The organism is Streptomyces sp. TLI_146 (assembly GCF_002846415.1).
Classification (GTDB): Bacteria; Actinomycetota; Actinomycetes; order Streptomycetales; family Streptomycetaceae; genus Streptomyces.
Genome location: NZ_PJMX01000001.1, coordinates 8,662,909 through 8,688,401, shown reverse-complemented (window position 1 = coordinate 8,688,401; position 25,493 = coordinate 8,662,909). Strand labels below are relative to the sequence as shown.

The 25,493-nt window shown below is 69.9% G+C and carries 17 protein-coding genes and 5 pseudogenes; 14 read left to right on the top strand and 8 right to left on the bottom strand.

Features of this window, described 5'->3' with window-relative positions; all coding sequences use genetic code 11:
* Positions 1-136: 136 nt before the first annotated feature.
* From BX283_RS41995 to BX283_RS38665, 3 genes are all read left to right on the top strand, one after another.
* A complete protein-coding gene (locus BX283_RS41995; RefSeq protein ID WP_257584200.1) occupies positions 137-271 on the top strand; it encodes a hypothetical protein in 135 nt (44 codons plus the stop codon).
* A gap of 72 nt (positions 272-343) precedes the next feature.
* A complete protein-coding gene (locus BX283_RS40960; RefSeq protein ID WP_180357407.1) occupies positions 344-481 on the top strand; it encodes a hypothetical protein in 138 nt (45 codons plus the stop codon).
* Positions 482-594: 113 nt separating this feature from the next.
* The gene (locus BX283_RS38665) at positions 595-1,080 is read left to right on the top strand and encodes a hypothetical protein (RefSeq protein WP_101392010.1); all 486 of its coding nucleotides are present in this window, start codon (positions 595-597) and stop codon (positions 1,078-1,080) included.
* A 7-nt stretch (positions 1,081-1,087) separates the two neighbouring features.
* On the opposite strand, the gene BX283_RS40215 is transcribed toward BX283_RS38665, so the two are convergent.
* Positions 1,088-1,381: a hypothetical protein gene (locus BX283_RS40215; RefSeq protein ID WP_143676619.1), complete on the bottom strand. Its 294-nt coding sequence runs from the start codon at positions 1,379-1,381 to the stop codon at positions 1,088-1,090.
* 134 nt (positions 1,382-1,515) lie between these two features.
* On the opposite strand from BX283_RS40215, the pseudogene BX283_RS38660 reads away from it, so the two are divergent.
* Positions 1,516-1,890 (top strand): annotated as a pseudogene (locus BX283_RS38660) (Imm21 family immunity protein); the annotation flags it as partial.
* Positions 1,891-2,025: 135 nt separating this feature from the next.
* Here the strand turns inward: BX283_RS38660 and BX283_RS40955 are convergent.
* The 3 genes from BX283_RS40955 to BX283_RS38645 form a co-directional block, all read right to left on the bottom strand.
* A complete protein-coding gene (locus tag BX283_RS40955; protein WP_180356965.1) occupies positions 2,026-2,709 on the bottom strand; it encodes a hypothetical protein in 684 nt (227 codons plus the stop codon).
* A gap of 784 nt (positions 2,710-3,493) precedes the next feature.
* Positions 3,494-5,293 (bottom strand): SpoIIE family protein phosphatase, encoded by a 1,800-nt coding sequence (locus BX283_RS38650; RefSeq protein WP_101392008.1) that lies wholly within the window; start codon positions 5,291-5,293, stop codon positions 3,494-3,496.
* Positions 5,294-5,752: 459 nt separating this feature from the next.
* Entirely contained in the window at positions 5,753-6,355 is a 603-nt protein-coding gene (locus BX283_RS38645) for a hypothetical protein (RefSeq protein ID WP_218976597.1), read from the bottom strand.
* 1,283 nt (positions 6,356-7,638) lie between these two features.
* Between BX283_RS38645 and BX283_RS38630 the strand changes: the two genes are divergently transcribed.
* The 4 genes and pseudogenes from BX283_RS38630 to BX283_RS38615 form a co-directional block, all read left to right on the top strand.
* On the top strand, positions 7,639-9,945 hold the full coding sequence (locus BX283_RS38630; RefSeq protein WP_101392006.1) for a beta-L-arabinofuranosidase domain-containing protein: 2,307 nt from the start codon (positions 7,639-7,641) through the stop codon (positions 9,943-9,945).
* Between the two features lie 62 nt (positions 9,946-10,007).
* Positions 10,008-11,438, top strand: a complete 1,431-nt coding sequence (locus BX283_RS38625; RefSeq protein ID WP_101392005.1) for a glycoside hydrolase family 43 protein — start codon at positions 10,008-10,010, stop codon at positions 11,436-11,438.
* Positions 11,439-11,530: 92 nt separating this feature from the next.
* Positions 11,531-13,093, top strand: a complete 1,563-nt coding sequence (locus BX283_RS38620) for an alpha-L-arabinofuranosidase B (RefSeq protein ID WP_101392004.1) — start codon at positions 11,531-11,533, stop codon at positions 13,091-13,093.
* 84 nt (positions 13,094-13,177) lie between these two features.
* Positions 13,178-13,423, top strand: a pseudogene (locus BX283_RS38615) (alpha-L-arabinofuranosidase); the annotation flags it as partial.
* Here the strand turns inward: BX283_RS38615 and BX283_RS42530 are convergent.
* Positions 13,417-13,534: pseudogene (locus BX283_RS42530) on the bottom strand (IS5/IS1182 family transposase); the annotation flags it as partial. The pseudogenes BX283_RS38615 and BX283_RS42530 sit on opposite strands and share 7 nt — an antisense overlap.
* 112 nt (positions 13,535-13,646) lie before the next feature.
* On the bottom strand, positions 13,647-15,593 hold the full coding sequence (locus BX283_RS38610; RefSeq protein WP_101392003.1) for a hypothetical protein: 1,947 nt from the start codon (positions 15,591-15,593) through the stop codon (positions 13,647-13,649).
* Positions 15,594-16,190: 597 nt separating this feature from the next.
* On the opposite strand from BX283_RS38610, the gene BX283_RS38605 reads away from it, so the two are divergent.
* From BX283_RS38605 to BX283_RS38585, 4 genes and pseudogenes are all read left to right on the top strand, one after another.
* The gene (locus tag BX283_RS38605) at positions 16,191-17,555 is read left to right on the top strand and encodes a hypothetical protein (RefSeq protein ID WP_101392002.1); all 1,365 of its coding nucleotides are present in this window, start codon (positions 16,191-16,193) and stop codon (positions 17,553-17,555) included.
* 348 nt (positions 17,556-17,903) lie between these two features.
* Complete coding sequence (locus BX283_RS38600) at positions 17,904-19,028, top strand: PP2C family protein-serine/threonine phosphatase (protein ID WP_180357406.1); 1,125 nt, start codon at positions 17,904-17,906, stop codon at positions 19,026-19,028.
* Positions 19,029-19,356: 328 nt separating this feature from the next.
* Positions 19,357-19,635: pseudogene (locus BX283_RS38595) on the top strand (Uma2 family endonuclease); the annotation flags it as partial.
* A gap of 396 nt (positions 19,636-20,031) precedes the next feature.
* Entirely contained in the window at positions 20,032-21,216 is a 1,185-nt protein-coding gene (locus tag BX283_RS38585) for a methyltransferase (protein WP_101392000.1), read from the top strand.
* A gap of 29 nt (positions 21,217-21,245) precedes the next feature.
* On the opposite strand, the gene BX283_RS40210 is transcribed toward BX283_RS38585, so the two are convergent.
* Both BX283_RS40210 and BX283_RS41990 read right to left on the bottom strand, forming a co-directional pair.
* Positions 21,246-21,521: a hypothetical protein gene (locus BX283_RS40210; protein WP_143676615.1), complete on the bottom strand. Its 276-nt coding sequence runs from the start codon at positions 21,519-21,521 to the stop codon at positions 21,246-21,248.
* Positions 21,521-21,730 (bottom strand): annotated as a pseudogene (locus BX283_RS41990) (transposase); the annotation flags it as partial. The pseudogene BX283_RS41990 and the gene BX283_RS40210, both read right to left, overlap by 1 nt.
* Positions 21,731-22,869: 1,139 nt before the next feature.
* On the opposite strand from BX283_RS41990, the gene BX283_RS38575 reads away from it, so the two are divergent.
* Positions 22,870-23,718 (top strand): class I SAM-dependent methyltransferase, encoded by an 849-nt coding sequence (locus tag BX283_RS38575; RefSeq protein WP_101391999.1) that lies wholly within the window; start codon positions 22,870-22,872, stop codon positions 23,716-23,718.
* A 970-nt stretch (positions 23,719-24,688) separates the two neighbouring features.
* Positions 24,689-25,426, top strand: a complete 738-nt coding sequence (locus BX283_RS38565) for a helix-turn-helix domain-containing protein (RefSeq protein WP_101391997.1) — start codon at positions 24,689-24,691, stop codon at positions 25,424-25,426.
* The last annotated feature ends 67 nt before the right edge of the window (positions 25,427-25,493 follow it).

Below are 25,493 nucleotides of genomic sequence, written 5' to 3'. Positions count from 1 at the left end.
AGGGGACGGGCTAGTTCAGAGGAGTGACCGGGCCGAAGCTGATGGCGCCGGACCAGACAGGGCGGGGCATACGGCCTCCCAGGCCCCCTGGGACAGGAAACACTGGATTGGCGGCCGCCGGTACCGGACTGTGGCCATGGCCCACTACGACATCCCCGACGACCACCGCGCCTACCACCTCGCCCTGTGGCCCGCCCTGCCCGACGGAACCAGGACCGGCTGGTACTGGTGGAACGCCGCCACCATGACCCGACGGGACGTCCCCCGATAACCCGGCCGCCTCCCCCCGGGTCTGCTCCCGCCCGACCTTCCCCGCCTGGAGGCGTTGCGGGCCTGGCACGCGATGTGGCTCACCCTCATCAATCAGGCCATCGCCGACCTCAACCGCCGGGAAACCGAACGCGATGAAGGGCAGCGGCGGCGGCCGGCTCCGGAGTGGACCATCGAGCACGCCCTCGGGGGACCGCACGAGATCATCTGACGGAGGCCGGGCTTGTCTCTGAGACGGAAGTCAGTCCGGGCAGGTGCACTGACCTGTGCACCTGGCCTGGAAGGCAGTCCGTCCTGCTGGCCAGCACATGGCATCCTGACTCAGTGCTCCTGAACGATCCCGCAAGCAGTGTCGACCTCCGGCCAGTGCGCTATCAGTTCGCCGCGGTCCGGGGCGACTCGTACGACGACAACTGGCTGGTCATTGATGGCAGGGTGACGACTCCGGAGGGCAGTTGGTCCTTCGCCGATCCGTGCTTGCTCATCGATGAGGCTCGTCAGGTGGCCACGTGGCTGCGCGCGGTGGCCGCGGGGACGGTGGCCGTGACCGAACCCGATGCCGAAGGTGAGCTGTCGCCGGACACTTGGTTCATTGAGCCGCTCGTCGCCTTCAGCCTCGCCGATCGGAGCGAGGGCGGGACTGCGGTGATTCGCATTCATCTGTCGTTGGAGGCAGCGCCCCCGTGGCAGAAGGGTGACGACGGGGCTGACATCTACCAGTACGTCGTAGAGGTCAGGATGGATGCTGCGTCGCTGCTTCACGCGGCTGATCAGTGGGACCTCGCTCTGGCTTTCTTCCCGCCCCGCTGATCACCGTTCATGGGCGACACCCTGACGTGCGTTTTGCAAGATCCGCCTCGTTCGCGCCTGCCACCCGGCACTTCCAGGGCGAGCATTCCTCCTCGCAGCGGCTTGGCCGTCTTCTACGATCCTGTGCATGCTGGATCCCGAGCTGCTGGAACGGATCACCGCGCGGCATGCGGAACTGGACGAACTCGAAGAACAGCTGGCCAACCAGGTGGCGGAAGTGCGGGCCGAGCAGGACGAACTCGCCTTCGCCGAACGCGTCCTTGAACGGATGACTGGGGCGCCGCACCCCGAACGCATCCACCAGGCCCGGCCCATCCGGAGCGTGGCGTGGTCCCGGAGTCCGAACGCAGAACAGCTGGCTCGTCGGTTCTTTGCGGGAAGCGGGCGGTCTGGGGTTGACGGCGCGTTGTCAGTGGTCGCAGGCACACTGCCAGCATGGATTCCTCTTCACATGCCGTGTCGTCGCACCCAAAGAGACGCTCCTCGCACTGGGTGCAGTCCCTGGGCGGCCCGTTGCTCGCCGTACCCGTGTCCGTGCTGGCGCAATGGGGCGGCTGTTCGGAGAACTGGGGCGAGGAATCCGGTGCTGTGGAGGACTACGACCGAGCCTGCGCGGTCGAGGAGTGGGCCGGACTCCTCACTGTCGGATCCAGCGGCCTCCAGGCCCTGGTCCTCGCGGACCAGCCGGCCACCAGCCGCTACCTGCCCGAACAGCACGCGTTCGTGCGTTGGCTTGCCGCCGACTCGCAGAGCGAGCTGCTCGCCGCAGCGCAGGCCGTGCTCACCGATCCCAACACCCCGTGGCAAGACGACGGGCACGTCCCAGTCATCGAGGTCGGCCAGCCACTGGATGCCGTCACTCATGGCCCTTCACCTCCGTCGTTCGTGTCACCCGCCGCCTCTTCGTGTCCCCCATCGACCTGGCGAACCTGTCGTCCCCAGGCGTCAGCGGGGCACCCGGGCATCGTTACGTATCCGGGCGGCGGTGTCCGCGTTCTCCCCGAGGCTGACCCCGGTGCCGCCGTTGCGCAGGGAAGCGGGGTCGAAGACCATGACCACACCGAAAGTCGAGTGATCGGCCCAGGCGCACACAGGGGACGTGACGGTATGCCCGCTACCCAACTTCACACGAAGGTTCTGGCACTTCATCACGGCGTCGCCCAACCCGCTGGGATGCATCGTCTGGGGTGAGCCGACCAGAGCGGCGCCCCCGTTCGGAGTTGCGGCATTGTCCCGCGCGCTCTTCGCGAAGTGCCTGTCAACGGCCTTCTCGGGGTCACTGATCGTGCCCCATGCCCCCGTGAGCTGGGCTGTCTGCTTCGAAGCGGTGCTGGCCGACTTGTACGCGACGGAGACCGGCACGGGGTTGGCGATACCGAGAGCGGCATAGTCGCGTACGTCCGTCTCCGAGGCAGGGGGCGTCATTTCCGGGTCGACGACGTAGGCGCCGCTCAGCACGCTTTTCGGAGCGGTGAGTTGGTACGGGCGCGCAGCGGCCGGCGCACTGCGAGCCGCACCCGTGGCACCGGCCGCGTGGGTGGCGGTGGCGCTGGTGCGATGGCCGTACAGGTATCCGCCCGCCGCGGCCGCCACGACCGCGCACGTCACGCCCACGGCGAGCAGCACCATCCGGCCTCTCGCGCGGGGTTGCGGCGGTGCCAGGACCGGATCGTAGGCAGGACCGAAGCCGGGTCCCGGGGCCTGCGGAGGCCCGTACCATCCGCCCGGCTGCTGCTGGTTCACGTCCGCACCCTCGTTTCCCGCGCCTTGCGGTGTTTCCCCGCTACTCTCCCTCCATCTTCGCCCACGTGCCGATCGGGGGTGCACCGGCCCCCGCCCCGGAGCCGCGCCGTAGGGCCTCGTTCGACGGGGCGTCCAGTGAGCGCTCGAGCCCCGTGCCACGTACGAGGGCCGGTGTTGCCTTTCGAACCGGGCCTGCTCAGGGGTTCGTCCCAGGCCCAGCCTCGGGCCTCGGACCTCGGGCCTCGGACCTCGGGCCTCGGGCCTCGTCCGAGCCGTCAGCGGTTACCAAGTCAGCGACGCCGTCATGGAGGAGAGCAGATCTACTTCGGCGCCGATCCCGCCAGTGCGGAGTTCGGTGCCCAGCACTTCGCCCCGGCGGACCGAAGTCTGCGCGAGCCGGCTGGGAGAGCTGCAGCCGTGCGGCGGCTCGCGGATGCTGCCGGCCTCGGCGACGGTGAGCAGGACACGGAGGTGACGGAACTCGGTGCATGAACATTCCCCGCTCAGCGCGGAGAGCCCTTGCACCCCCCGTGACCAGCAGTACCAGCTGCCCGGGGACATGGTGCCCAAGAGTCTGACGGACCTGTCGGGGCGGCAACCGCGGGACGGTAAAATCTACGTGCGAACGCCAAGGCCCTGCTTCCCTGCCGTCCAGCGGTTCCGGCGGTCCTCAGGAGGGCAGGTTCTGCTCCGCCCAGACCACCTTGCCGGTCACGGTGCGGCAGGAGCCCCATCGGCGGCACAGCATGTTGATGAGCTGGAGGCCCCGGCCGCCCTCGTCGCTGAGATCCGCGTGCTGGATCTGGGGCAGGTCCGGGCCCGTGTCCGAGACCTCCACGACGAGTCGCTCACCGCGCAGCAGCCGGAGCCGGCCGGGCCCGTTGCCGTAGCGCAGGGCGTTGCCGACGAGTTCGGAGACGACGAGTTCGCAGACGTCGGCGAGCTCCGTCAGATCCCACGCGGCGAGCTGGTCCGTGACCAGGCCCCGGGCGACGGACGCCGCACGCCCTTCCTGGGGCAGCTGCCACTCGCGCAGGCCGGCGGGGGCGGCAGGGGCGATCGCCGCGACGAGGAGCACGGCCTCGTCGAAACGGGCAGCGCCGGCGGGGGCGCAGTCGATCAAGCCGCCGCCTTCCAGAACCTCGGGTGCCAGACCGCACGCCGCCGAGCGCAGGCGTTCCAACTGGTGGTCCAGGTCCGCATGCCGGGACTTCACCAGACCGTCCGTGTACATGACCAGATGGCCGCCTGCCTGGGCTGTCAGGCGGATCGGGTCGTACGGAATCACCCCGGCGCCGAGCGGCGCGCCGATGGGCAGGTCCACGAACTCGGCGGAACCCCGCCCATCGAGGAGCAGCGGTGGCAGGTGCCCGGCGCTGGCCAGCGTGTAGGTGGAGTCGGCCGGGTCGAAGACAGCGCAGAGGAATGTGGCGACCTGCTCGTCCTCCAGGTCACGCGTGGCGAGGTCGAGCCGGGCCAGGACGCGCTCCGGAGCCATGTCCAGGGTCATCAGAGTGCGGGCCACCGCCCGCAGACGCCCCATGGTCGCGGCTGCGGGCAGCCCGTGCCCCATGACGTCGCCCACCATGAGGGCCGTACGTCCGCCGGGCAGGGGCATGACGTCGTACCAGTCCCCGCCCACACCCTCGGGGGCCGTCGAGGGCGCATACTCGGCCTGCACACGCAGCCCCGGCGTCGCCGGGGTCGCGCGCGGCAGCAGCGTGCGTTGCAACGAGACGACGTGCTCGCGCTCGCGCCCGTACAGCCGGGCGTTGTCGATGTAGACAGCGGCCTGGGAGGCCAGGTGTTCCGCCACCGCGAGGTCGGTGGAGGAGAACGGTGGTGTTCCGGGGCCGCGTACGAAGTCCGCGCTGCCGAGCAGCAGCCCACGGGCGATCAGCGGCACCGCGAGATAGCTGTGCACTCCGGCGGCCCGCATCTTCGCCGCGGCACTCTCCGTCGGCGCGACCTTGATGAAGTCGTCGTCCCGCATCCGGCTCACCATCACAGGCTTGCCCTGCCGCAGGCAGTACCGGTGGAGCAGCGTCTCGTGCGCCTGCTCCGTGCGGAGGAAGGTCTCGCCCACCGGAGTGGGCTCCAGGGCGGACAGCTCCTCGATGGCGCACAGCGCCGTGGCCCGCATGAGCGGGACGCCCGTACCCGTCCACCGTGAGCCCTCATCGCCCCGCAGAACGCTCTCCAGGATGTCGACAGCGGCCCCGTCGGCGAAGCCGGGCACGATGAACTCGGCCAGCTCCTGGGCGGTGCGCTCCAGGTCCAGAGTAGTGCCGATCCTGGATCCCGCGGAGTTCAGCCAGGCAAGCCGATCGCGCGTGGTGATCCGGTCGAGGGGCACCGCGCCGGCGCTCCGGCCGAGCCGCCTGCGGGCAACAGCCGACCGGTGCGCCGCAGCCCTCTTCCCGGCCGAGGCGCGGCTGGGCAGGCGCCGCCTCCCTTTGCCGCCATTCACTCTTTCGACCTCCCGACAGGAACCCGATCCCTGCTGGTGCCCAGCATGCACCTCTTCCCGGCCGATTGTGGCCGATGCCAGCCGGACATCCGGCCAGGAGCTCGGCCCTACGGCGCGGCGGGCGGGAAGGTCACGGACCTCGGCGTGCAGGCACAGCCACCGGGACGGGATCCCCGATCATGAGGCTTCACCACACAGTGATCACTTCACCTGAAGGCCGGCAGCTCCGCCTGACTCACGGCCCGTCCCACGCCCCGTCGCCCCGCTGCACCCGAAGCCTGCCTCTCCCGAGCACCACGCACACCACGTTCCGGGCCGTTCCCTGCCCCCCCCACAAACGGCGCCTGCCGGTAGACGCGGCGCCCAACTCGCTGATACCGGCAACTGTCCACGAAGACCACCTTCTTTCACTTCCGGGAGCCAGTGGGTCGTCGCCCCGTGGACGACAGGCGGCACCCCTCAGGAGATCCGCCAAGCCGTCGGCTTGGACGGCATCTCCTCACCTCCCGCCACTACCACTGCGTCTGCGTCGGCCACTGCCGCGAAGGCCCCCAGTGCGGCGAAGTCGTCGTCCAGCAGCCCGAGCCTCGGGTCGATCCGGCGCAGCAAGGCAGGTCCGGCGTGGTGGGAGGCGACATAGGCCTGGTCCTGACCGGTGATTTCGTCGTCCAGCCATGCGAACGCCTTCCCGTTGGCGTGTGCCACCAAAGGTTCCGTCTTCCAGTGCAGCCCGTCAGGCCGCGACCGTGCCTCCGCCGCGTCGCTGAAGTCGACGAAGGGCAGGGTGGGCAGGCCCAGCACCGGGCCGATGAAGTCGTTCGCCTCGTCCCTCCAGGTCGTCGCCCAGATAAGGGTGTAGCGGTCGGTGAGTGTCAGGAGTGCGGGTCCGTGGTCGGGGTTGAGCCATACCCGGAGGGGCTTGCGGCGCCCGGGAGGCTTGTGCGTCTGTCTCAACTCCCAGCTCTGCGGCATCATCCGGTGGGTGGTGTACCCGGCCGGACGCCGATGCGCCTTGGCCGCGTACGGATTCAACGGCCCGTCGACGTCGATGTAGCACAGCATCTTGCTCGACGAGTGGTCCACGATCGCCCCCTCCGTTCGCTCGCCACCCCTGGAGACGCTGCTGATGGTTGCGCGAACAACTCGGTCCGCAGACACGCGGAGCACGCCACCCGCGCTGGGGCCTTCCTCCTGAACGGAGTGTCAAGGTCCGAGCCGATCCAGCTGACTCGCGCGTAGTACTCGTGGATCGAGATGGCCGGCTCGGTAGGCAGCGGCTCTGCCAGCACCGTAGGGATGAAGAAGACCTGCCCGGCCAGGTGACCCGCCAGCCCCTGGACGCTGAGCTTCGCCAGTGCGGAAGGCTGGTGCCAGCCTTCTGCGACCTCCGGTGCGGCCAACAGCTCCGCCGCCGTGTCCGCCACACTCAGGTAAAGCTCCCTCACCTGTGTCACCTTGCTGTCGCCGTCAGTGGGTGTCTGCCCCGGTCAACCTCACCGCAAGGGCGACGCATTCCCGGCGAGACGGTCGTTGATGCGACGGGGGGCACATCACACGGCCCACCTCGACGACGGCTGCCTCACGAAGTTGCACTCAGGGCAAACCGACCTCTCCTCCATGCGGCCCTCAGAACAGTTCAGGCGAACAGCCCGACTGCGGCGGCCTCCTCGTAGTACTGATTCTCCGGCAGCCCTGTAGGACGGCTCCGCGTGTTGCTACGCCATACCCCGAGCTTCCGCGACCGGGCTCGGGGAAGGCAGCACCTGTGGAGGACTACCGGCGCGAGATCCAGCGGCGCATGTTCGGGCAGTACTGGTTTATTCGAAATCCCGGACAGCGTACGAGACTTAGGTCGAAAGTATTGTCAGGGGCGTTGACTTCCGCGCTGGGCGCCCCTTACGTTCGGCGCCATTGTGTCCGACAATTCGAAAGCCGTTCGAGATATCGAACCTCTCCAGATGCACCATGCCCGCGCGGAAACGTCTGACCGAGGACGGATCGTGGACATCACAAGACGACAGTGCGGCCGGCTCACCGCGGTCGGCGCCGGGGCCCTCGTGCTGCCGGGCCTGCCGTCATCGGGCAGAGCCACGGCGGCCAGACCTCAGGCCGGCATGTGGGGCGACCAAGGTCCTCGACGTCAGGGGAGGCAGTACGGCCGACGGCGACGCGCTGATCCAGTACCTCGACGTCGGCAGCTCCAACCCGCCAGGGACGTTCCAGCGCGTCACCGGCCAGCCCCTGTGGCTAGGGGGTAAGCCCTACGGCTCGGGGGCCACCCCGACCGCCGCGCCCCGGCGCCGCAACGACCGAGCAAGCACTCTCTCGTCATCGAAAGGTGCAAGATGTCGTCCATAGTCAGTAGACGGAGACTTCTGCAAATAGCCGGGGCCGCCGCTGCGGCCTCTGCCGAGGGGTTCATCATCGGCGGTTCTCCCGCACGCGCCGCGATCCCCTCCGCGCGGGCCGCCACCGGAGTCTTGGCGCAGCCCTTCGCACTCGGCCAAGTCCGGCTCACCGCAAGCCGGTGGCTGGACAACCAGAACCGTACGGGGAATTATCTCCGGTTCGTCGATGTCGACCGGCTGTTGTACAACTTCCGCGCCAACCACAAGCTGTCCACCGACGGAGCGGCCGCCACGGGCGGTTGGGACGCGCCGACGTTCCCGTTCCGCACCCACGTCCAAGGGCACTTCCTCACCGCGTGGGCGCAGCTGTACGCCGTGACCGGGGACAAAGTGTGCCGGGACAAGGCGACGTACATGGTCGCGGAGTTGGCCAAGTGCCAGGCCAACAACAGCGCCGCCGGCTTCAACCCCGGATACCTCTCCGGCTACCCCGAGTCCGACTTCACCGCTCTCGAGCAGCGGACCCTGACCAACGGCAACGTGCCGTACTACACCGTCCACAAGTCCCTCGTCGGACTCCTGGACGTATGGCGCCACATCGGCAGTACGCAGGCCAGGGACGTGCTGCTCGCCCTGGCGGGATGGGTGGACCGGCGCAGCAGCAGGCTGAGCAGTCAGCAGATGCAGGCCATGCTGGGGACCGAGTTCGGCGGCATGAACGCCGTACTGACGGATCTCTCCCTGCAGACCGGTGACGCGCGGTGGCTCGCCGTCGCCCAGCGGTTCGACCACGCCGCGGTGTTCGACCCCCTCGCGGCCAACCAGGACAAGCTCAACGGGCTGCATGCCAACACCCAGGTGCCCAAGTGGATCGGGGCCGCGCGGGAGTTCAAGGCCACCGGCACGACCCGCTACCGGGACATCGCCACCAACGCCTGGGACATCTGTGTCGGCTCGCACACCTACGCCATCGGCGGCAACAGTCAGGCGGAGCATTTCCGCGCGCCGAACGCGATCGCCGGATACCTGAACAAGGACACGTGCGAGAGCTGCAACACCGTCAACATGCTCACCCTCACCCGGGAACTCTTCGAACTGGACCCGGACCGGGCCGCGCTGTTCGACTACTACGAGCGGGCATGGCTCAACCAGATGATCGGCCAGCAGAACCCGGCCGACGACCACGGCCACGTCACGTACTTCACCCCGCTCAGCCCCGGAGGCCGACGCGGCGTCGGGCCGGCCTGGGGCGGGGGCACGTGGAGCACCGACTACGGGACGTTCTGGTGCTGCCAGGGCACGGGCCTGGAGATGCACACCAGGCTGATGGACTCCCTCTACTTCCACCGTGACAACACGCTGATCGTGAACCTGTTCGTGCCCTCGGTACTCACCTGGACAGAGCGTGGAATCACACTCACCCAGACCACGTCGTACCCGACCAGTGACACCACGACCCTGAAGGTCACTGGCAACGTCGGCGGGACCTGGGCGATGCGCATCCGCATCCCGAGCTGGACGAGCGGCGCCACGGTCAGCGTCAACGGTGTCGCGCAAACCCTCGCCACCACCCCCGGCAGCTACGCCACCCTGAGCCGCTCGTGGACCTCCGGCGACACTGTCACCGTCCGCCTGCCCATGCGGATCATCATGCGGGCGGCCAACGACAACCCCAACGTCGCGGCGATCACGTACGGTCCGGTCGTCCTGTCCGGCAACTACGGCGATTCGGCGCTGAGCGCTCTGCCCTCCCTGACCACTTCCTCCATCAAACGGACCAGCAGCAGTTCGCTCGCCTTCACCGCCACCGCTGACGGATCCACCGTCAACCTGGGCCCGTTCCACGACGCGCACGGGCACAACTACGCCGTCTACTGGAACACCGGCGCCACCGTACGGCTCGCCAACGCGGGCAGCGGTCTGGTCCTCGGCGTCGAGAACATGTCCACGGCCGACGGCGGCCGGGCGCTGCAGTGGCACGACTCGGGCACGGCCGACCACAACTGGGAGATGGTCGCCGACGCAAGCGCGGTCCGCTTCCGCAATGCCCACAGCGGCAAGGTGCTCGGCGTCCTGAACATGTCCACGGAAGACGACGCGGCCGTCCTGCAGTGGTCGGACAACGGCACCGCCGACCACCGGTGGACGCTGCTCGACCAGGGGGACGGGACCTACAAGATCCGCAATGTGCACAGCGGCAAGTTGCTCGCGCTCGCGAACAACTCCACCGCTGTGGGTGCGTTCGCCGTGCAGGCCCCGGACGACGGCACGGCCGACAACCGGTGGCGCATCGTGCGGAACTAGGGACCGCACAGCTCCTCCCGCGCACCCGCATGCCACCCCCATGCAGAACAAAGGAGTTGCGCATGTCCAGACTTCTCTCCCGGATGGCGGCGGTCGTCATCGCCGTCGGCCTGCTCTTCACGTCCCACACCCTCGTGACGCCCGAGCGCGCTGCCGCCGCGGATCCGGGCTACCTGATGGTGCACTTCACCGGCGACTCCGCGACCGGTCAGATGCTGTACCTCGCGCACAGCGCGGACGGGATGCACTGGAACGACCTCAACGGCGGGGCGCCGATCCTGAACTCCTTGATCGGCACGAAGGGGGTGCGTGACCCCGCACTGGTGCGCTCTCCCGACGGAAGCAAGTACCGGATCATCGCGACCGACCTGTGTATCCGCTGCGGCTCGACGTACGAGAACGGCAGCCCCAACTTCGTGGTGTGGGAGTCGACCGACCTCGTGACCTGGTCGAAACCGTGGCTGCTCAGCGCTGCCGGACTGATCCCCGGGGGAAGGAACGCCTGGGCGCCGGAGGCGATCTGGAACCCCGAGACCAACAACTACGTCGTGTACTGGGCGACGAACGCCACCGTGAACGGCGTGTTCAAGTACCGGATCTACTACGCCCGCACCAAGGACTTCCGCACCCTCACCACCCCGCAGATCTGGATCGACCCGCCCGGTACCACGCCGGTCGTCGACACTCAGATGGCCGAGGTGCCCGCCGGTATCGGCACCTATCGCTACGTACGGGTCTCCGGCGACGGCAGGAACACGGTCGAGGGCAGCAACTCGATCCTGGGCACGTGGACCGACCTCGGCAACCTCTCCAGCATCGGCCTCAGCGGCAATGTGGTCGAGGGCCCGGTCTGGATGAAGTTCAGGGGCCGCGAGGAGTGGGCCCTCTACATCGACTACAACAGCCCCCAAGGCGTACGCGAGTACCGGCCGATCCTGACGAAGAACCCCTTCGACGTCGGCAGCTACCGGCTTCAGCCGTCGTCCGGCTACGACATGGGCGCCACCCCGAAGCGCCACGGCGCCATCCTGACTCTGACGGCCGCTGAGGAGAGCCGCGTGCTCGCACGCTGGTCCAGCGCCCCGGCCCAGCGGCTGCAGTCGTACAACTACCAGGACCGGTACGTGCGGCACACCACCGACCTGGACGTGCGCATCGACCCGGACGTCAGCCCCGCGGACGACGCCCGATTCCGGCTCAGGATCGGCCTGGCGGGCACCGGCACCGTCTCCTTCGAGTCGGTGAACCGCCCCGGGTGCTTCCTGCGGCACGCCAACGACGACTTCCAGCTCGTACGCAACGACGGTTCTGCCCCGTTCGCCGCGGACGCCACGTTTCGGAAGGTCGCAGGCCTCGCCGACGCGAGCTGGGCGTCGTTCCAGTCGTACAACCACCCTGACCGATACCTCCGGCACTACGCCTACCAACTGCGCCTCGAACCGATCACCACCGCGACGGGCCGCAGCGACGCCACCTTCCGTGTGACGAGCTGACGCGAGGCCGGAAGCCGATGCGCATCCGAGCTCCACCTGAAGCCCGTGACCTGAGTGTCCGGTTCACCCCCCACCACTGATGAAGGAATCTCATGACCACACCACCACTGATCCGACGCGTTACCCGCGCGCTCTTCGCGGCGGCCGCCGCCGCGCTCACCGGCGGCCTGCTCACCGCGACGGCCACCACCTCGCAGGCCGCCACCCAGGGGCCGTGCGACATCTACGCCGCGGGCAACACGCCCTGCGTCGCCGCACACAGCACCACCCGCGCCCTGTATGGGACGTACAACGGCCCGCTGTACCAGGTCAGTCGGGCCTCCGACAAAGCGACCAAGGACATCGGACTGCTGAGCACCGGCGGATACGCCGACGCCGCCGCACAGGACTCCTTCTGCGCGGGCACCAGCTGCGTCATCAGCGTCATCTACGACCAGTCCGGCAAGGGCAACACACTCACCCGGGCGCTCAAGGGCCACTGGCCCGGCCCGGCCGAGGGCGGGAACGACAACCTGGCCAACGCCTTCGAAGCGCCGGTCACCGTCGCCGGGCACAAGGCGTACGGCGTCTACGTGGCCCCGGGCACCGGCTACCGGAACAACCACACCAACGGCATCGCCACCGGCGACCAGCCCGAGGGCATGTACGCGATCTTCGACGGTACGCACTTCAACGGCGGCTGCTGCTTCGACTACGGCAACGCGGAGACCACCGGCAACGACGACGGCAACGGCACCATGGAGGCCCTCTACTTCGGCAACAGCACGGGGTGGGGATACGGCAGCGGCAGCGGCCCCTGGGTCATGGCGGACATGGAGAACGGCCTGTTCTCCGGCGTAAACACCCGCTACAACGACATCCCCTCCGTCAGCCACCGGTTCCTGACCGCCACACTCAAGGGCGGTCCGAACCAGTGGGCCATCCGTGGGGGCAACGCCCAGGCAGGCGGTCTGTCCACGTACTACAGCGGCGTACGCCCCCATGCCCCCGGCTACAACCCGATGAAGAAGCAGGGCGCGATCATCCTCGGCATCGGCGGCGACAACAGCGTCTCAGGCCAAGGCACCTTCTACGAAGGCGTCATGACCTCGGGCTATCCCTCGGACGCCACTGAGAACGCCGTACAGGCGAACATCACCGCCGTCGGGTACAGCAACGTCACGACCGGCAACGGAACCCTCACCCCTGGCTCGCGGGTCTCCCTGAAGGCCACCACCTCGCCCTGCTGCACCTCGCACTACCTGCGGCGCAATGCCGTCGACAGCACGGCCGGCATCTCCGTCGTCAACTCCTCGAGCCCGGCCGCGGACAAGGCGAACGCCACCTGGATCGTGCGAGCCGGCCTGGCCAACAGCTCCTGTCTGACCTTCGAAACCGCCGGCAAACCCGGCCAGTTCCTGAACCACCGCAACTACCAGCTCTCCGTGGGCGCCGACACCGGCGGGGCCTCGTTCGCACAGGACGCGACCTTCTGCGCCACCGCGGGCAACAGCGGGACCGGTAACTCCTTCAAGTCCGTCAACTTCCCGACGAAGTACATCCGCCACTACCGGTACGCGGCCTACATCGCCTCCAACGGCGGCTCCAACGCCTCGGACTCCACGACCTCGTGGGCCCAGGACACCAGCTGGCTCACCGCGGCCCCTCTGAGCTGACGAGCTGACCTGACGTCCCGCCCCTGACGAGCGATCTCCCGATGCGGCCTCTCGCCGGGATCTCCCCACGCCTTGGAGGATCAGATGAGCGCAACCCCCCTTCCGTCGCGCCGGTTGTTCCTCGGCATGGCCGCGGCCGTGCCCCTGTCCCTGACCGGCGCTCTGACCGTCACGAGCCAGTCGGCGAGGGCCGCGTCGCAATCCCCGTTCGTCATGGGCTACTTCACCGAATCGCGGTGAAGCCTCGGTACGCACTACGGCCTGCACCTCGCGGTCAGCAGCGACGGGCTGCAGTGGATGCCGCTGAACCAGAACCAGCCCGTCGCCACCCTCGCAACCTGGTCCAGGCAGGATGATGCCCGCGGCGTTGTCGTGCGTGTTCGCCGAGAGGATGACGACCGCGATGACCAGCCCGAGGACGTCCACGCCCCCGCCAGTCCTGACAAAGCCGCCTCAAGCCCGGATAGGCCCGCAGCGCGGGCGCGGCCTCGGATCTCTCGTCCGGGGCCGTTTGCGTGCGTGGGCGGAGCGGGGCGGGGCGGGGCGGGGCGGTTCAGTCGGCTGCGTGGGGGGTGGTGTCTGTCGCGTGGCTCATTCCCTGTTCGTACGACATGGCGCGACCCGCCTCGTAGCCCTGCTCGTAGGCCGGGTCGCCGATCTTGTCGCGGAGGGCGCGTTCGCAGGCCTGGCGGGCGGCGATCAACTCCGGGGAGTTCAGTTGGGCACGGCCGCCGGTGCGGTCCCACAGGCGCTGGGCGATGCCGAGGAGTTCGGCCGCCCGGTGAGCCTGGCCCGCGGCGACGGTGGCGGATGCCAGGTTGTCGAGGGCCAAGGCCGCGAGGCTGCCGGAGCTGCGCAGCAGCCGGTGCGCGGCAACGGCCCGGGCGGCGTTGCGGACCCCCGAGGCGATGTCGCCGTGGGCAAGGTCCAGCATCGCCACGACCACGTCGACGGCCGAGCGCGTCCAGTGCTCGCCGCGCCGGGCACATTCGGCGCGGACCTCTTCAGCCAGCGCGCGGGCCGCTTCGTGCTCGCCGCTCATCAAGTGCGCGTACGCCAGGGCGCCGATCGACTGAAGCTGGGCCGAACCGAGCCAGTCGTCCCGGACGGGGTGGCGGGCGGCGGCGGACATCGGGCCGACCGCCTCGGCCGACCGGCCGCGCATGGCGAGGTGGGCGCCCGTGAGATACACGGAGACGGAGAGGACGACCGGGTCGTCCTGCCGGCGGGCCGCGTCGGTGAACAGCCGGCCCCACTCGGCCGCGGTGTCCACATCGCCCTGCATGATCGCTCCGGCGCCCCGCGTCCAGACGGCCCGCAGGAGATCGGGCCCCGGAGCCGGATCGGCCACGAGCGCCCGGTCGAGAAACCGGTTCGCGTCGCGCACATGGCCGCAGTGGCGCCACAGGAAGCCCACGGTACCCACGATCTCCAGGGCGGCGCGTCGGTCGGCCCCGTCGAGCGACCATTCCACCGCGGCGCGCAGGTTGGCATGGTCGGTCAGCACACGTGCACTCCAGTGCACCTGCCGGCCGGTGTTCCACTCGGCGCAGCCGTCGCGGGCCAGGCGTCGGTAGTACTCGCGGTGACGCAGCCGTACGGCCTCCTCCTCGCCCAACTCCCTCAGCCAGTCCGCGCCGTACTCGCGCACCGTGTCTAGCATCCGGAAGCGGGCGGCGCCGGTGCGCTGGTCGCGCTGCACGATGGACTGGGCGGCGAGCTCGTCGAGCAGGACGGGCACCTGTCCGGCCGCCAGCGGTCCCCCGGCACACACTTCCTGGGCGGCCTCGGCGTCGAATCCGCCGGTGAACACCGCGAGTCGGGCCCACAGCAGCCGCTCCAGCGGAGCGCACAGCTCATGGCTCCAGCCGATGGTGGTGCGCAGTGCCTGGTGACGCGCCGGAACCTCGGCGCCGTCGTCCGAGGCCAGCAGGGCCAGTCGGTGGTCCGTCCGCGCCCCGAGGTGGTCGTCCAGCTCGATGAGCGACAGGGTGGACAGCCGGGCCGCGGCCAGTTCGACGGCCAGCGGGATACCGTCCAGATACCGGCAGACGGAGACCGCGACCGGCCGGGTGGCCTCGTCGAGTACGAAGCCGGGGCGCACGGCCCTCGCCCGCTCCGCGAACAGGGTCACCGCGTCCTCCCGAGCCGCGATACCCGACGCGTCCACCGGCAGCGGCTCGACCTCCAGACACCGCTCCCCCGGCAGCCCGAGCCGTCGGCGACTGGTGGCCAGGATGTGCACGTGCGGAGCGAGCCGCAACTCGTCGATGAAGGCCGCGCAGTCCTCCAGCAGGTGTTCGCACGAGTCCAGGATCAGCAGCAGTCGCTTGTCCGCGATCCACGCGGCCAGCGCCTCCGCCGCCGGGCGCGTCGTCTGGTCGGCTACCCGCAGCGCCTCCATCGTCGCAAGACCCAGCGTGCCGGGTCCGGTCAGACCGCTGTTGTGCAGGCAGGAGAGCTCCACCAGCCATACACCGTCCGGGTAGGCGGACCTCATCCGGCGCGCTGCCTCCACCGCGAGACGTGTCTTGCCGATCCCACCAGGTCCCAGGAGAGTCACAAGACGGCGCCCGCCGTCGCCGTCTCTCCGTCCCCCGCCGCCCTCGGTCGGCTCGTCATCCGGACGCAGCATGACGTCGAGCCGAACGAGTTCGTCCTGCCGTCCGATGAAACTGCGAGTATCCGAGGGCAGATTGCCCGACCACTCGCTCAACTCCGCCTCTCCCGGCACACCGTGTGACACGGGCCTCCTCCCTGGGGTTCCTCCCTGAATCAACCCGGCTGAGTCTGCTCCGACGGTCCCCCGTATGGCGGGGGACCGGCCATGCGGACAGAAACACGGCATCGCCTGGCCGTCTCCGTTCACTTCGGGGTCCATGGCGACCAGTTCGCCTCTGTCCACGATCGGCGGGGCTGTCGCGCGCACGGCGCGCATCATGGAGCGCCGCCATCGACACACGCCGTCGAATGGTCAGCGCGCCCTGACGTCCATCCAGGCGCCGCCGACGCGCCGGTTGTACGTGGGCGAGGGGAGCGGAATGGTGCCCGCCATACCGGGGGCATATTGCCTCGGCAAGCGTGAGGAGTCCCACTCGTGACCAGACGTTTCCCGCTCTTCGAACACCGCCCGATGTGGCGAGCCCAAGTGTCAGCCGTGACCGCACTGGCCGTGGGCCTGGTGGTGGCCCTCGCGCCCGGCGCGGCGGCCGCGCCCGGCGACCTGGACACCGGTTTCGGCACCGGCGGCAAGGTCACCACCGACTTCGGTGCCACCCCGTCGGAGCCCGAGATCGGCAACGACCTGCTGCGTACGTCCAACGGCTCCCTGTTCGTCGCCGGGCGACAGGGCTTCGGCACCCCCGGCGTCGGCCCGAGCTCCTTCGGGGTGGCCAAGTACACCTCCAGCGGAGCGCTGGACACCGGCTTCGGCACCGGCGGCAAGGTCACCACCGGCTTCGGCGACACCCTGGCGGTGGCCCGGTCGGTCATCGCGGCCGGCGACGGGAAGATCCTGGTGGGCGGGTTCACCAGAGGGGAGCAGATCGCCGACCTGGCGCTGGCCAGGTACAACGCGGACGGCAGCCTCGACACCTCGTTCGGCGGCGGCGACGGCAAGGTCACCACCGACCTGACCGGCGGGCTCGGCGACGGCATCCGTGGCCTGAGCCTGACGAGCGGCGGGAAGATCCTCGCGGCCGGGGCGGCCGGGGCGGACTCCTTCATCGCCCGCTACAACTCCGACGGCACCCTGGACACCGGCTTCGGCGGCGGCGACGGCGTCGTCATCACGGACTTCGGCACCGGCGACCACCTCTTCGCGCTGGAGGAGCTGTCCAGCGGGAAGCTGATCGCGGCCGGCAGCGCCAACAGCGACTTCCTGCTGGTCCGGTACAACTCCGACGGCACCCTCGACACCGGCTTCAGCGGCGACGGCATCGTGACCACCGACTTCAACGGCCTCTCCGACATCGCGTTCGGCTTCACCCAGGCGCCCGGCGGCGACTACGTGCTCGCGGGCGCGGTCGATGCTCCCGAGCCGTTCGGCATCACGGGCCCCATCAAGGTCGGCGTGGTCCGCTACAACTCCGACGGCAGCCTGGACACCGGCTTCAGCGGCGACGGCAAGGTCACCACGGACGTGAACGTCTTGCGAGCCGACGAGGCGCGCGATGTCGCCGTGGACAGCAACGGCAAGATCGTCATCGCCGGGCTGACCGGCGAGTCCGTCGTGTTCCCCGTCGACCCCGTCGACGGGGACGCCCTCGTCATCCGCTACAACTCCGACGGCACCCTGGACACCGGCTTCAGCGGGGACGGCATCGCCACCCTCGACTACTCCGGCGGGGCCGATGTTGCTCGCGGCATCGCACTGACCGGTAGCGACGACATCGTCATCGCCGGCGGCGCGACATCGAGCAGCACCGGGCTCGACTTCGCCCTGGCGAAGCTCCACGGATAGGCGGCCGCAGAGGACGGCAGCGGTGATCCGGGGCGGCAGTCCCGGATCACCGCCGTTCCTTGCCCGAATTCGGTCGCCGTGGGAGACGGCCTCGCGAAGCGGGGGCGCGGGCGCGCTGCGCCACAGCCCTCCCTCCCGAGTCCGCTCCCCGGCCCCGGCCCTGGACCGCGCATGTCACAAGGGGCCCTCATCTGCGAGCAAGGCGCTCATATGACCGCACCACGGCGAACACACCCGGCCACCTCTCGGTCGGCTCCGGTCGACGAGACCTGCCCGGCAGCGCGTTGGACCAGAGTGGCCGTCCTCTGCCGCGGACTCACGAGGCACAGGGGGAGGCTGGGGCCGCACATGGTCGTCAGGGCAGTCGGGCGGTGGTGGCGGAAGACGGGAACGTGCGGTCGGCGCCGCCGGGGCCGACTGGTGCTCGCGCTGGCGGTAAGTGGCCTGCTCGCCGTCCTCAGCGGTCTCGGCAGTTGGCGACCCGGAGTCGCCGTACTGGTCATCGGTCCGGTGCTGGCCTGCGCCCGCCTGGACGCACGGCGCACCGCTGCGGTGGCGGCCTCGGCGCTCTCGCTCGCTCTCGGAGCGGGCGCCGCGAGCGGCCTCAAGGTGACTCCGGGTCTGGGAATCGAGTTCCTCGTCCTGCTGGTCGGCAGCACGCTGGCCGTCCGCGATGCCGCCCGGCACACAGCCGACGCGGCCGCACTGGCCCGAGCCACCGATGTGGCGCAAGCGTCCCAGAACGCGATCCTGCGGCCGATGTCGGTGGAGTTCGGCGGCATCGAGGTATGCGCCCGGCACCGGTGCGCCGTGCAGGGGGCGTCGGTGTGCGGGGATCTGTACGACGTCGTCCACACCCCATACGGAGTCCGCCTGCTCATCGGGGACGTACGCGGCCACGACCTGGACGCCCTGCGGACCACCGCGGCGACCATCAGCGCTTTCCGTGACCTGGCCTACCTCACTCCCGGCCTCGCCGACCTGGCCACGGCCCTGGACGCCAGGCTCGCCCCGGAACTGGGGCCGGAGGACTTCGTCACCGCTGTCTTCGCCGAGTTCGCCCCGGGCGAGGTCCGCCTCGTCAACTGCGGGCACCCCGCGCCCTTACGGGCGGGCAAGCAGGTCATGTTGTTGGAACCACTGGAGCCCACGCCCCCGTTGGGCCTGCATCCGAGGCCGCTGCCGTATCGCTGCTATCTGCAGAGTGGAGACCGGCTCCTGTTCTACACCGACGGCCTGAGCGAGGCACGCGACGCGAACGGCACCGACTTCCCGCTCCTCGAACGGGTCGGTGACGCGCTGGCCGTGCTCTCCCCCTCCGACGCGCTCGACACGCTGTACGCCATGGTGGCCGCGCACACGGGCCACGCGCCGGCCGACGACATCGCGCTCGCCCTGTGCCAGCCGACCAGCATGGTCGTCCCCTCGCCCGCTGCCCGGCCCTCGAACCCCGCGGCATGCAGGGAGCCGTAGGCGACCGTTGGCACGGGGCGCTCCGCAGCAGGCTCGTGGAGCGCCGACGGGAACCGGTGGTGTACCAGGAAGACTTCGACCGCGAGCCGGCCGGCGACGCCTACGACGCACGCGCCTGCCTAGTCAGGGTGCGCGACTCCTCTCGGTTTCCGCCCTCTGGCCAAGGGGCCGACCGCCGCGATGAACCGCGTCCCCGCTCGGAAGGAAGCGGAACGAAACCATCCCAGTGTGCCGTGCCGGTGGGGAAGGAATTCACAGGCGCGAGGTTCGGCGCTGGCGTCGGTGAGTTCGTCGAGCCGGTCCTGGCCTGCCGTCGGTGTGGGGCGGGATCGACATCACCCCGCCCCGCCCTCAGCACGCGCTGCTGGGCTCGGAGGTGGAGTCGCCAGGTTCGGAGACCACCGACCGGATCGTGCAGGCCGACCAGTACACCAAGGCAGGCATCGGCTTCTACTGCAGGATCGAGCAGGCGGCGACAGGCGTTCTTCTCATGTACACCTATGTACTCGCCCCTGCGGCGAAGACCTACCGGAACGGAGACGTGTTCACCGGCGTCCTCAAGGTAATGACCCCGTTCCCGGTGGCGAACGACCTCAGGCAGGCCTGAGCAGGCGCTGCTCAGTGGCCAGCAGCGCGTGAGCGATGCGTGAGCGTACGGCCCGGTACAGGGCGCCGGACCAAGTAGCTCGCCCCGCGCCTCTGACCAGGGCAAACAGCATCGCACGGCAACGCCGGGCACCCTCGCGCAAGGACGCGCGACAGCAAGAACCCCACCGGCCCGGTTCTCGTCCTCAAGTCCATGGCATGGCTGCCAAGTTGCTCCCCGATTACTGGCGGGCAGGGTTGAATGGGTGCGCACGGATTCTGTCGGAGCCCCTTCGAGGGGCGGGCCGAGAGGTGGAGCAATGGCAGGAAAGCACGGTGGGGAGACGGACGACAAGCCGTGGACACCGCCGCCGGAGCCGCCGAGTCCTGACGGCTCCCGGCCACAGAAGTAGGCCCGGTGGACTATCGCGCCGTATGCCGGCGCGCCCTGGAGGCCAAGGCGTGCTTCCACGCCCCCTGGCTGCGGGAGGCGTTCGACGCAGTGGACCGGGAGCTGTTCGTCCCCGCGCGGGCCTGGGCGCCCGAGCGGGACGAGGACGGGCGCTGGCGGTTCCTCGATCGTGATGTGGACGAGGATGCGTGGCGCCGGGCCGTGTGGGACTCCCATCAGTCGGTGATCACGCAGTTGGACGACGGCCGTACCGGGCCGGACGGGCCCGCCGACGGCGACTTCACATCCTCGGTCTCTGCCCTCGACATCGTGTGCACCAAGCTGGAGCAGCTCAGCCTGGATGCGGGGCATCGGGTCCTGGACATCGGCTACGCCTCCGGCTACCACACCGCGCTCCTGTGCGAGCGAACCGGCAGCGAGCGGACCGTCGGGATCGAGGTCGACCCTCAGCTCGCGGCGTGGGGTGCATCGAACCTGAAGAGTGCCGGGTATGCGCCGGTGCTGGTGTGCGGGGACGGCATGGCCGGTGTCCCGCAGCATGCTCCGTACGACCGGATCATCAGCACCGCCGCGGTCCGCACCGTCCCGTCGGCGTGGGTGCGCCAGTTGGCGCCCGGCGGGGTGATTGTCACGCCGTTCGGCACCGCGTACGCGAACTCCGGGCTGCTACGGCTGACGGTGCGCGGCGAGAAGGCATACGGCCGCTTCGCCGGGGGCGCGGCGTACATGTGGATCCGCAGCGAGCGGCCCAGCCGGGCGTTGAACGTGCCCGAGGAGTCCACCGCCCGCTCCTCCCCGCTCGACCCGGCCGAGGTCCTGGAAGCCGGCTGGGAGCAGGACTTCGTGATCGGACTGCACACTGCGGATGTCGCGTTCTCCCACCGGGGCGACGGCGCCGACCGCCGCGTCCAGTTCGTCGACCAGGCCGGCACGTCCGCGACCATCGTGCGCTACCGCGACTGGTGGCAGGCCGACGCCGTCAAATCCTGGGGCCCCAGAGACCTGTGGGAGGAAGTCGTGACGGCATTCACCTGGTACGCGGCACACGGCCGTCCCGCCATCACGGAATTCGGCCTGACCGTGGACTCCTCAGGACAACACGCCTGGTACGGCGATTCAGGCCATCCTCTGAACACCGACCGAACATGGGGACTGTCCCGATCGGCAGGCGCCCGGCCTCACAAACCCTGAGCTTGTTCTCAAACCTCCTGGAGACCTGATCAGAGCTTCCGTGGCCCGTAGGTGCCGTCCTGGAAGGTGAAGATCGTCGGCTCGGCGTCGCACTCTTCGCGGAAGTATCCGCCGAAACCGGGTTCTTCGATGTGGGGTGCCGGCAGATCAAGGATGGTGACGAGCTCTCCCATCTCGCCATCGAGCCAGTAGTCGCGGCTGAACCGTCCCCATGCGTGGAGTTCGCTGCCAGCCACGAAGCCCCGGGACTGGCGCCGCAAGGAGTCTCCTCCGGGCAGGTGGCCGTCCGGGTCCGGAGCGAGCATTTGCGCACGTCGAAGCGTGTGGCGGGATGCCGGTTGTTCGAGCCGGGCGGCCGACCGGGGCCGGGCTGGTTGGGTTTGGGCGCACGGACCGGGCAGGGCAAGTTCGGGCGGAGGTTCCTGAACCCCCAGCGAACCCGGGCGGGGGTGAGCCGACCGGGCTCGGCCGGTTCCTCCCAGGGGTGGCGTAGGTCGATGGCCAGGGGGCGGAGGCGCGTGCCGCGCGGTAGCCGAGGCCCTGTCGAGGCGGTTGTCCGCTGTCCAGCACGGCGGCCCGATCAGCGGCGCTGGGGGCGGTGATAGCAGCCGCAGAGGCGTCTGCCCGGCAGAGGCGGTGGATGAAGCGAGACCTGGCGTGCACGCTGGTCGCCGTGCCTGCTGAGAGGGGCGGGAAGTCGTGACGGATCGTTCTGCCGGATCAGGCCGCCGGGTTCCACCATCCAGGCCAGGTGCCGACCGGTCTCCCGACCCCGGCGCGCCGAGGAGTGCTGTGCAGCGACGCCGCGCCTGGAGATCCGGTGACCGGGCGGGAGCGGTCACAGGGCGGGGCGGGTGACAGGCTCGGGGCGGAGCGCGTCGCGGAGCACGTCCAGTTGCTGGAGCGGCGCCGCCGGCTGGGTGCCCGGCCTGCGGCCGCAGGCCCTGCTTCGAGCTCGATTCCCCGCCCTACCCGCCGCAGTTCTGCTCACCCCAGTGTGCCGCCCCACCACGGATCTATCTCTCCCCGAGAACCACCGCGAACGCCCACCACCGGGCCGGATCACACCCCCGCCAGCAGGGAGCCTGGCATCGCGGCCCGGGCCACCACTCCCGAAACCGCCCGTGCGACAGCCTGCACCCGCAGGCTTGGCCACGGCCAAGCCTGCGGGATCCGTCACCGCAGCACAACGCACGATGCCGCAGCCTGATGCGGCCAGCGGCCACCACCTGTCCGCAGCTATGGACAAAAGGCAACAACCAGGCCTGTGATACTGGGAATTACCGTTGAGGAAGTGCTCGGTCGGCGCGACCGCGGGAGACCCTGGAGCATGATGACTCCCCAGAAACGTCAGCAACCACGTTCCGCCCATGCTCACGCCAGCCGTACGGGGGCGCAGGCGGAGAGGTCCAACACAAGGAGGCCGCAGAGCGGATGTGGTCCGCGCGGTGCTACCGGGTCCGTTGCGGACGGAAGGGCGCACGATCCGGCCATGTTCGCTGCCGTCTCGGGGTCCACCCGGCGGTGAGGTGTGCAGGGGTGACAGGCGCGGGATCTGCACAGACAACAGCTGAGCGTCGCTCTGTCATGGCTGGACGGCGAAGAGGGCGGTGGAAGGTGGGGGCCTGAAGTCGACCGGTCTAGGCTGGCGTGATGACTGATGAGCAGGAGCGGGTGCGGCCGTCGGGAGTGTGGGCCACGGCGGTGGGAGTGGCCAGGGTGCGGGCGCTGGAGACCGAGCGGGAGAACGCACTGTTTCGCGACCCGCTGGCACAGGCCTTCGCCACCGCCGGCGGCCTGGGGCCTTCTTCGCAGCCATTGCCCGGTGAAGCCGCAGAACTCCGCCGACTGGCCGTGTCCTTTTCCATCGTCATCAGGACGAAGTTCCTCGACGACCTGTTGCGGCAGGCCTGTGAGTCCGGGGTGCGGCAGGTCGTGCTGCTCGGCGCCGGCATGGACAGCCGGGCCTTCCGGATGGACTGGCCCGAGGGCACCCGGCTGTTCGAGGTCGACACCGCCGCACCCTTGGACTTCAAGGCGTCGGTACTGTGCCAGGAGCGAGCCGTCGCGCGCTGCGAGCGGATCACCGTCGCGGCGGATCTGCGCGAGGACTGGCCCGCCGCGCTGGCCGCCGCAGGACACGACCCGACCCTGCCGACCGCATGGATCGCCGAAGGGCTCCTGATCTACCTGACCGAGGAAGCGGTGGAACTGCTGCTGAACCGGATCAGCGCGCACTCGGCGCCGGGCAGCCGGATCGGGCTGACATTGAGCCCGCGCGGCGTGATCGAACGCTTCCGCGCGGACGCCGCGCCGGGATCGGCGGCATCCATGTGGCTCTCGGAAATGCCCGACGACCCAGTGGACTGGCTGGCCGGACACGGCTGGCAGGCCACCTGCCACACCCTGCGCGAACGCGCTGGCGCCTACGGCCGCCCGATCACCACCCCACCGCAGCCCCAGGAACAGCCCGGCCAACTGGTCTCGGCGGTCCGGCGGTAGAGCCCCTCCCGGTGGCCCGACAGCCGTCCCGTTGTTCCTGGAGCCGGATACGCGAGGACCGGGGTTCGGTAACGAGCCTCTAGGCCGCCGCTCTCCCGGCAGCTTCGGCCAGGAACTGCTCACCGCGGCGCTGCGTATCGTCCCGCCCGCGCACATCGAGGCACTGCGGGACAATGGCGGCCGGGCCCCGGCCCGCATCGCCATTGAGCGACGGCTGCTGCCCGCGGCGCGGCTCGCGCAGATCGCCGCCCGGCCCGGCGACGTCGTGGCTGCGGACGCTCGACGCGATTCGCGCCGACGATGTACGACCGCTCCTGGAGGGCCCGTCGGCAGCGGTGGTCCGACAGGCGACCGCGGCCCTGTTGCCGTGGGCCACCCACATGCCACCGGAACTGCTGCGCGCTCCTGGCAGCAGACCGCCCGCGCCACCAGAACGCGGCAGCCGCCCGCCTCCTGCACGCTGCCGGGGCGCATGCTCCCTGTCTCTCTGAGCCGCTCCCACCGACAAGCCCCCCTGACCGGGCCGGGCCCAACGAGGGCCGTGGCACCGCCGACGCAGCACTCACCCCAGCGACGGGCACCAGCGCTGCGGCAGGCGCTCCCGCAGCAGGCGAGCACCGCGTGCCCTTGGGGGCTGTGCGCCGTCTGCTGCCGTGGCCACGCATCTTGAGCCGGAATACCGGCAGACAGCAGGCTTTGGTTCGGCTCACCGGGACGCATCACACCAGCTGCACGGGCCCCCGGATGCCGCCTGGCCGCTGGCCACCGCGAAAGGGGCGGCGTGAACAAGCGGTTCGTGGGCGGCTGTTCATCGTGCACGGTGCGGGTGTGGCACCCTCCTCTGCTGCCGCGCTGGTGACGTCTATAGGGGGGCAGGGGCCGACTTGCCCGTCGGGGTGGTGGGGGAAAAGATCAGCGAGGCGGTCGGCGCGAGCGGCTGGCGACGGACGAGAAGGACAAGGTGGGCGGGATGAGCGAGCATGGCCGTCGGCGGCGTCACCGTACGGTGGACCGGGTCGCATGGATCCTGGAGGCCGCCGCGCGGGCGCCGGGCGGGGTAACCGTGGCCGAGGTGGCGCGGACGGTCGGGGCGCCGGCGAGTTCGGTGCAGGATCTGGTCAACGGCCTTGTCGCGACGGGCTTTCTGCTGGAGCAGCACGGGCGCTTCAGGCTCGGGCCCGCCCCGCACGTCCTCAACCTCATCGCCGGCCGGGTCGTCCCGCGGATCGGGCAGGCCGAGCTCGACGAGCTGAGCCACGTCGCGGGCACCCCGGTGTTGCTCACGGTGCGGGTCGGGCTCGACGCCGTGCACCTTGCGCGCGGCGGCGAGGACGAGATTCCGCGCCTCGTGCCACTCGCCGACGAGCACGTGGCCCGGCCGCTGCTGCGTACCGCCGCGGGCCGTCTGCTGCTGGCCTTCACCGACGAGGCGGAGCGCCGTGGGCTGCTCGACGAGCTCGCCCGCCATGACCCCGAGGCGGTCGCCGAGTTCCGCCGCGCTCTTCCGGCGATCCGCGCGTCGCGGATCAGCCGCAGCGAGGGTCTGGCCGATCCAGAGGTCAGCGCGCTGGCGATCCCCGTCACCGACGGCCCCGCCGTCACAGGTGCTCTTGTGCTGATGCACCGGCGCCGCGGCCGCTCGGAGCGGCTGAGTCTGGACCGGGCGGCGGCCCGGCTCCTCGCGCACATCCAGGAGGGGCGGACGTGACGTTCGCATCGATTCACGGATATCCGTGAATGCGGGCGCTCGTGCAGTGCCGGGAACGAGCATCCCG

Excerpts from the sequence above, each read along its gene's own strand:
- BX283_RS38625 (WP_101392005.1), top strand. The coding sequence starts at position 10,008 with ATGTCCAGACTTCTCTCCCGGATGGCGGCGGTCGTCATCGCCGTCGGC.
- BX283_RS40210 (WP_143676615.1), bottom strand. The coding sequence starts at position 21,521 with ATGCTCGCTCCGGACCCGGACGGCCACCTGCCCGGAGGAGACTCCTTG.
- BX283_RS38645 (WP_218976597.1), bottom strand. The coding sequence starts at position 6,355 with ATGCTGTGCTACATCGACGTCGACGGGCCGTTGAATCCGTACGCGGCC.
- BX283_RS38630 (WP_101392006.1), top strand. The coding sequence starts at position 7,639 with ATGTCGTCCATAGTCAGTAGACGGAGACTTCTGCAAATAGCCGGGGCC.
- BX283_RS40960 (WP_180357407.1), top strand. The coding sequence starts at position 344 with ATGTGGCTCACCCTCATCAATCAGGCCATCGCCGACCTCAACCGCCGG.
- BX283_RS40955 (WP_180356965.1), bottom strand. The coding sequence starts at position 2,709 with ATGGTGCTGCTCGCCGTGGGCGTGACGTGCGCGGTCGTGGCGGCCGCG.
- BX283_RS41995 (WP_257584200.1), top strand. The coding sequence starts at position 137 with ATGGCCCACTACGACATCCCCGACGACCACCGCGCCTACCACCTCGCC.
- BX283_RS38610 (WP_101392003.1), bottom strand. The coding sequence starts at position 15,593 with ATGAGGTCCGCCTACCCGGACGGTGTATGGCTGGTGGAGCTCTCCTGC.
- BX283_RS38565 (WP_101391997.1), top strand. The coding sequence starts at position 24,689 with ATGAGCGAGCATGGCCGTCGGCGGCGTCACCGTACGGTGGACCGGGTC.
- BX283_RS38600 (WP_180357406.1), top strand. The coding sequence starts at position 17,904 with ATGGTCGTCAGGGCAGTCGGGCGGTGGTGGCGGAAGACGGGAACGTGC.
- BX283_RS38620 (WP_101392004.1), top strand. The coding sequence starts at position 11,531 with ATGACCACACCACCACTGATCCGACGCGTTACCCGCGCGCTCTTCGCG.
- BX283_RS38575 (WP_101391999.1), top strand. The coding sequence starts at position 22,870 with ATGACTGATGAGCAGGAGCGGGTGCGGCCGTCGGGAGTGTGGGCCACG.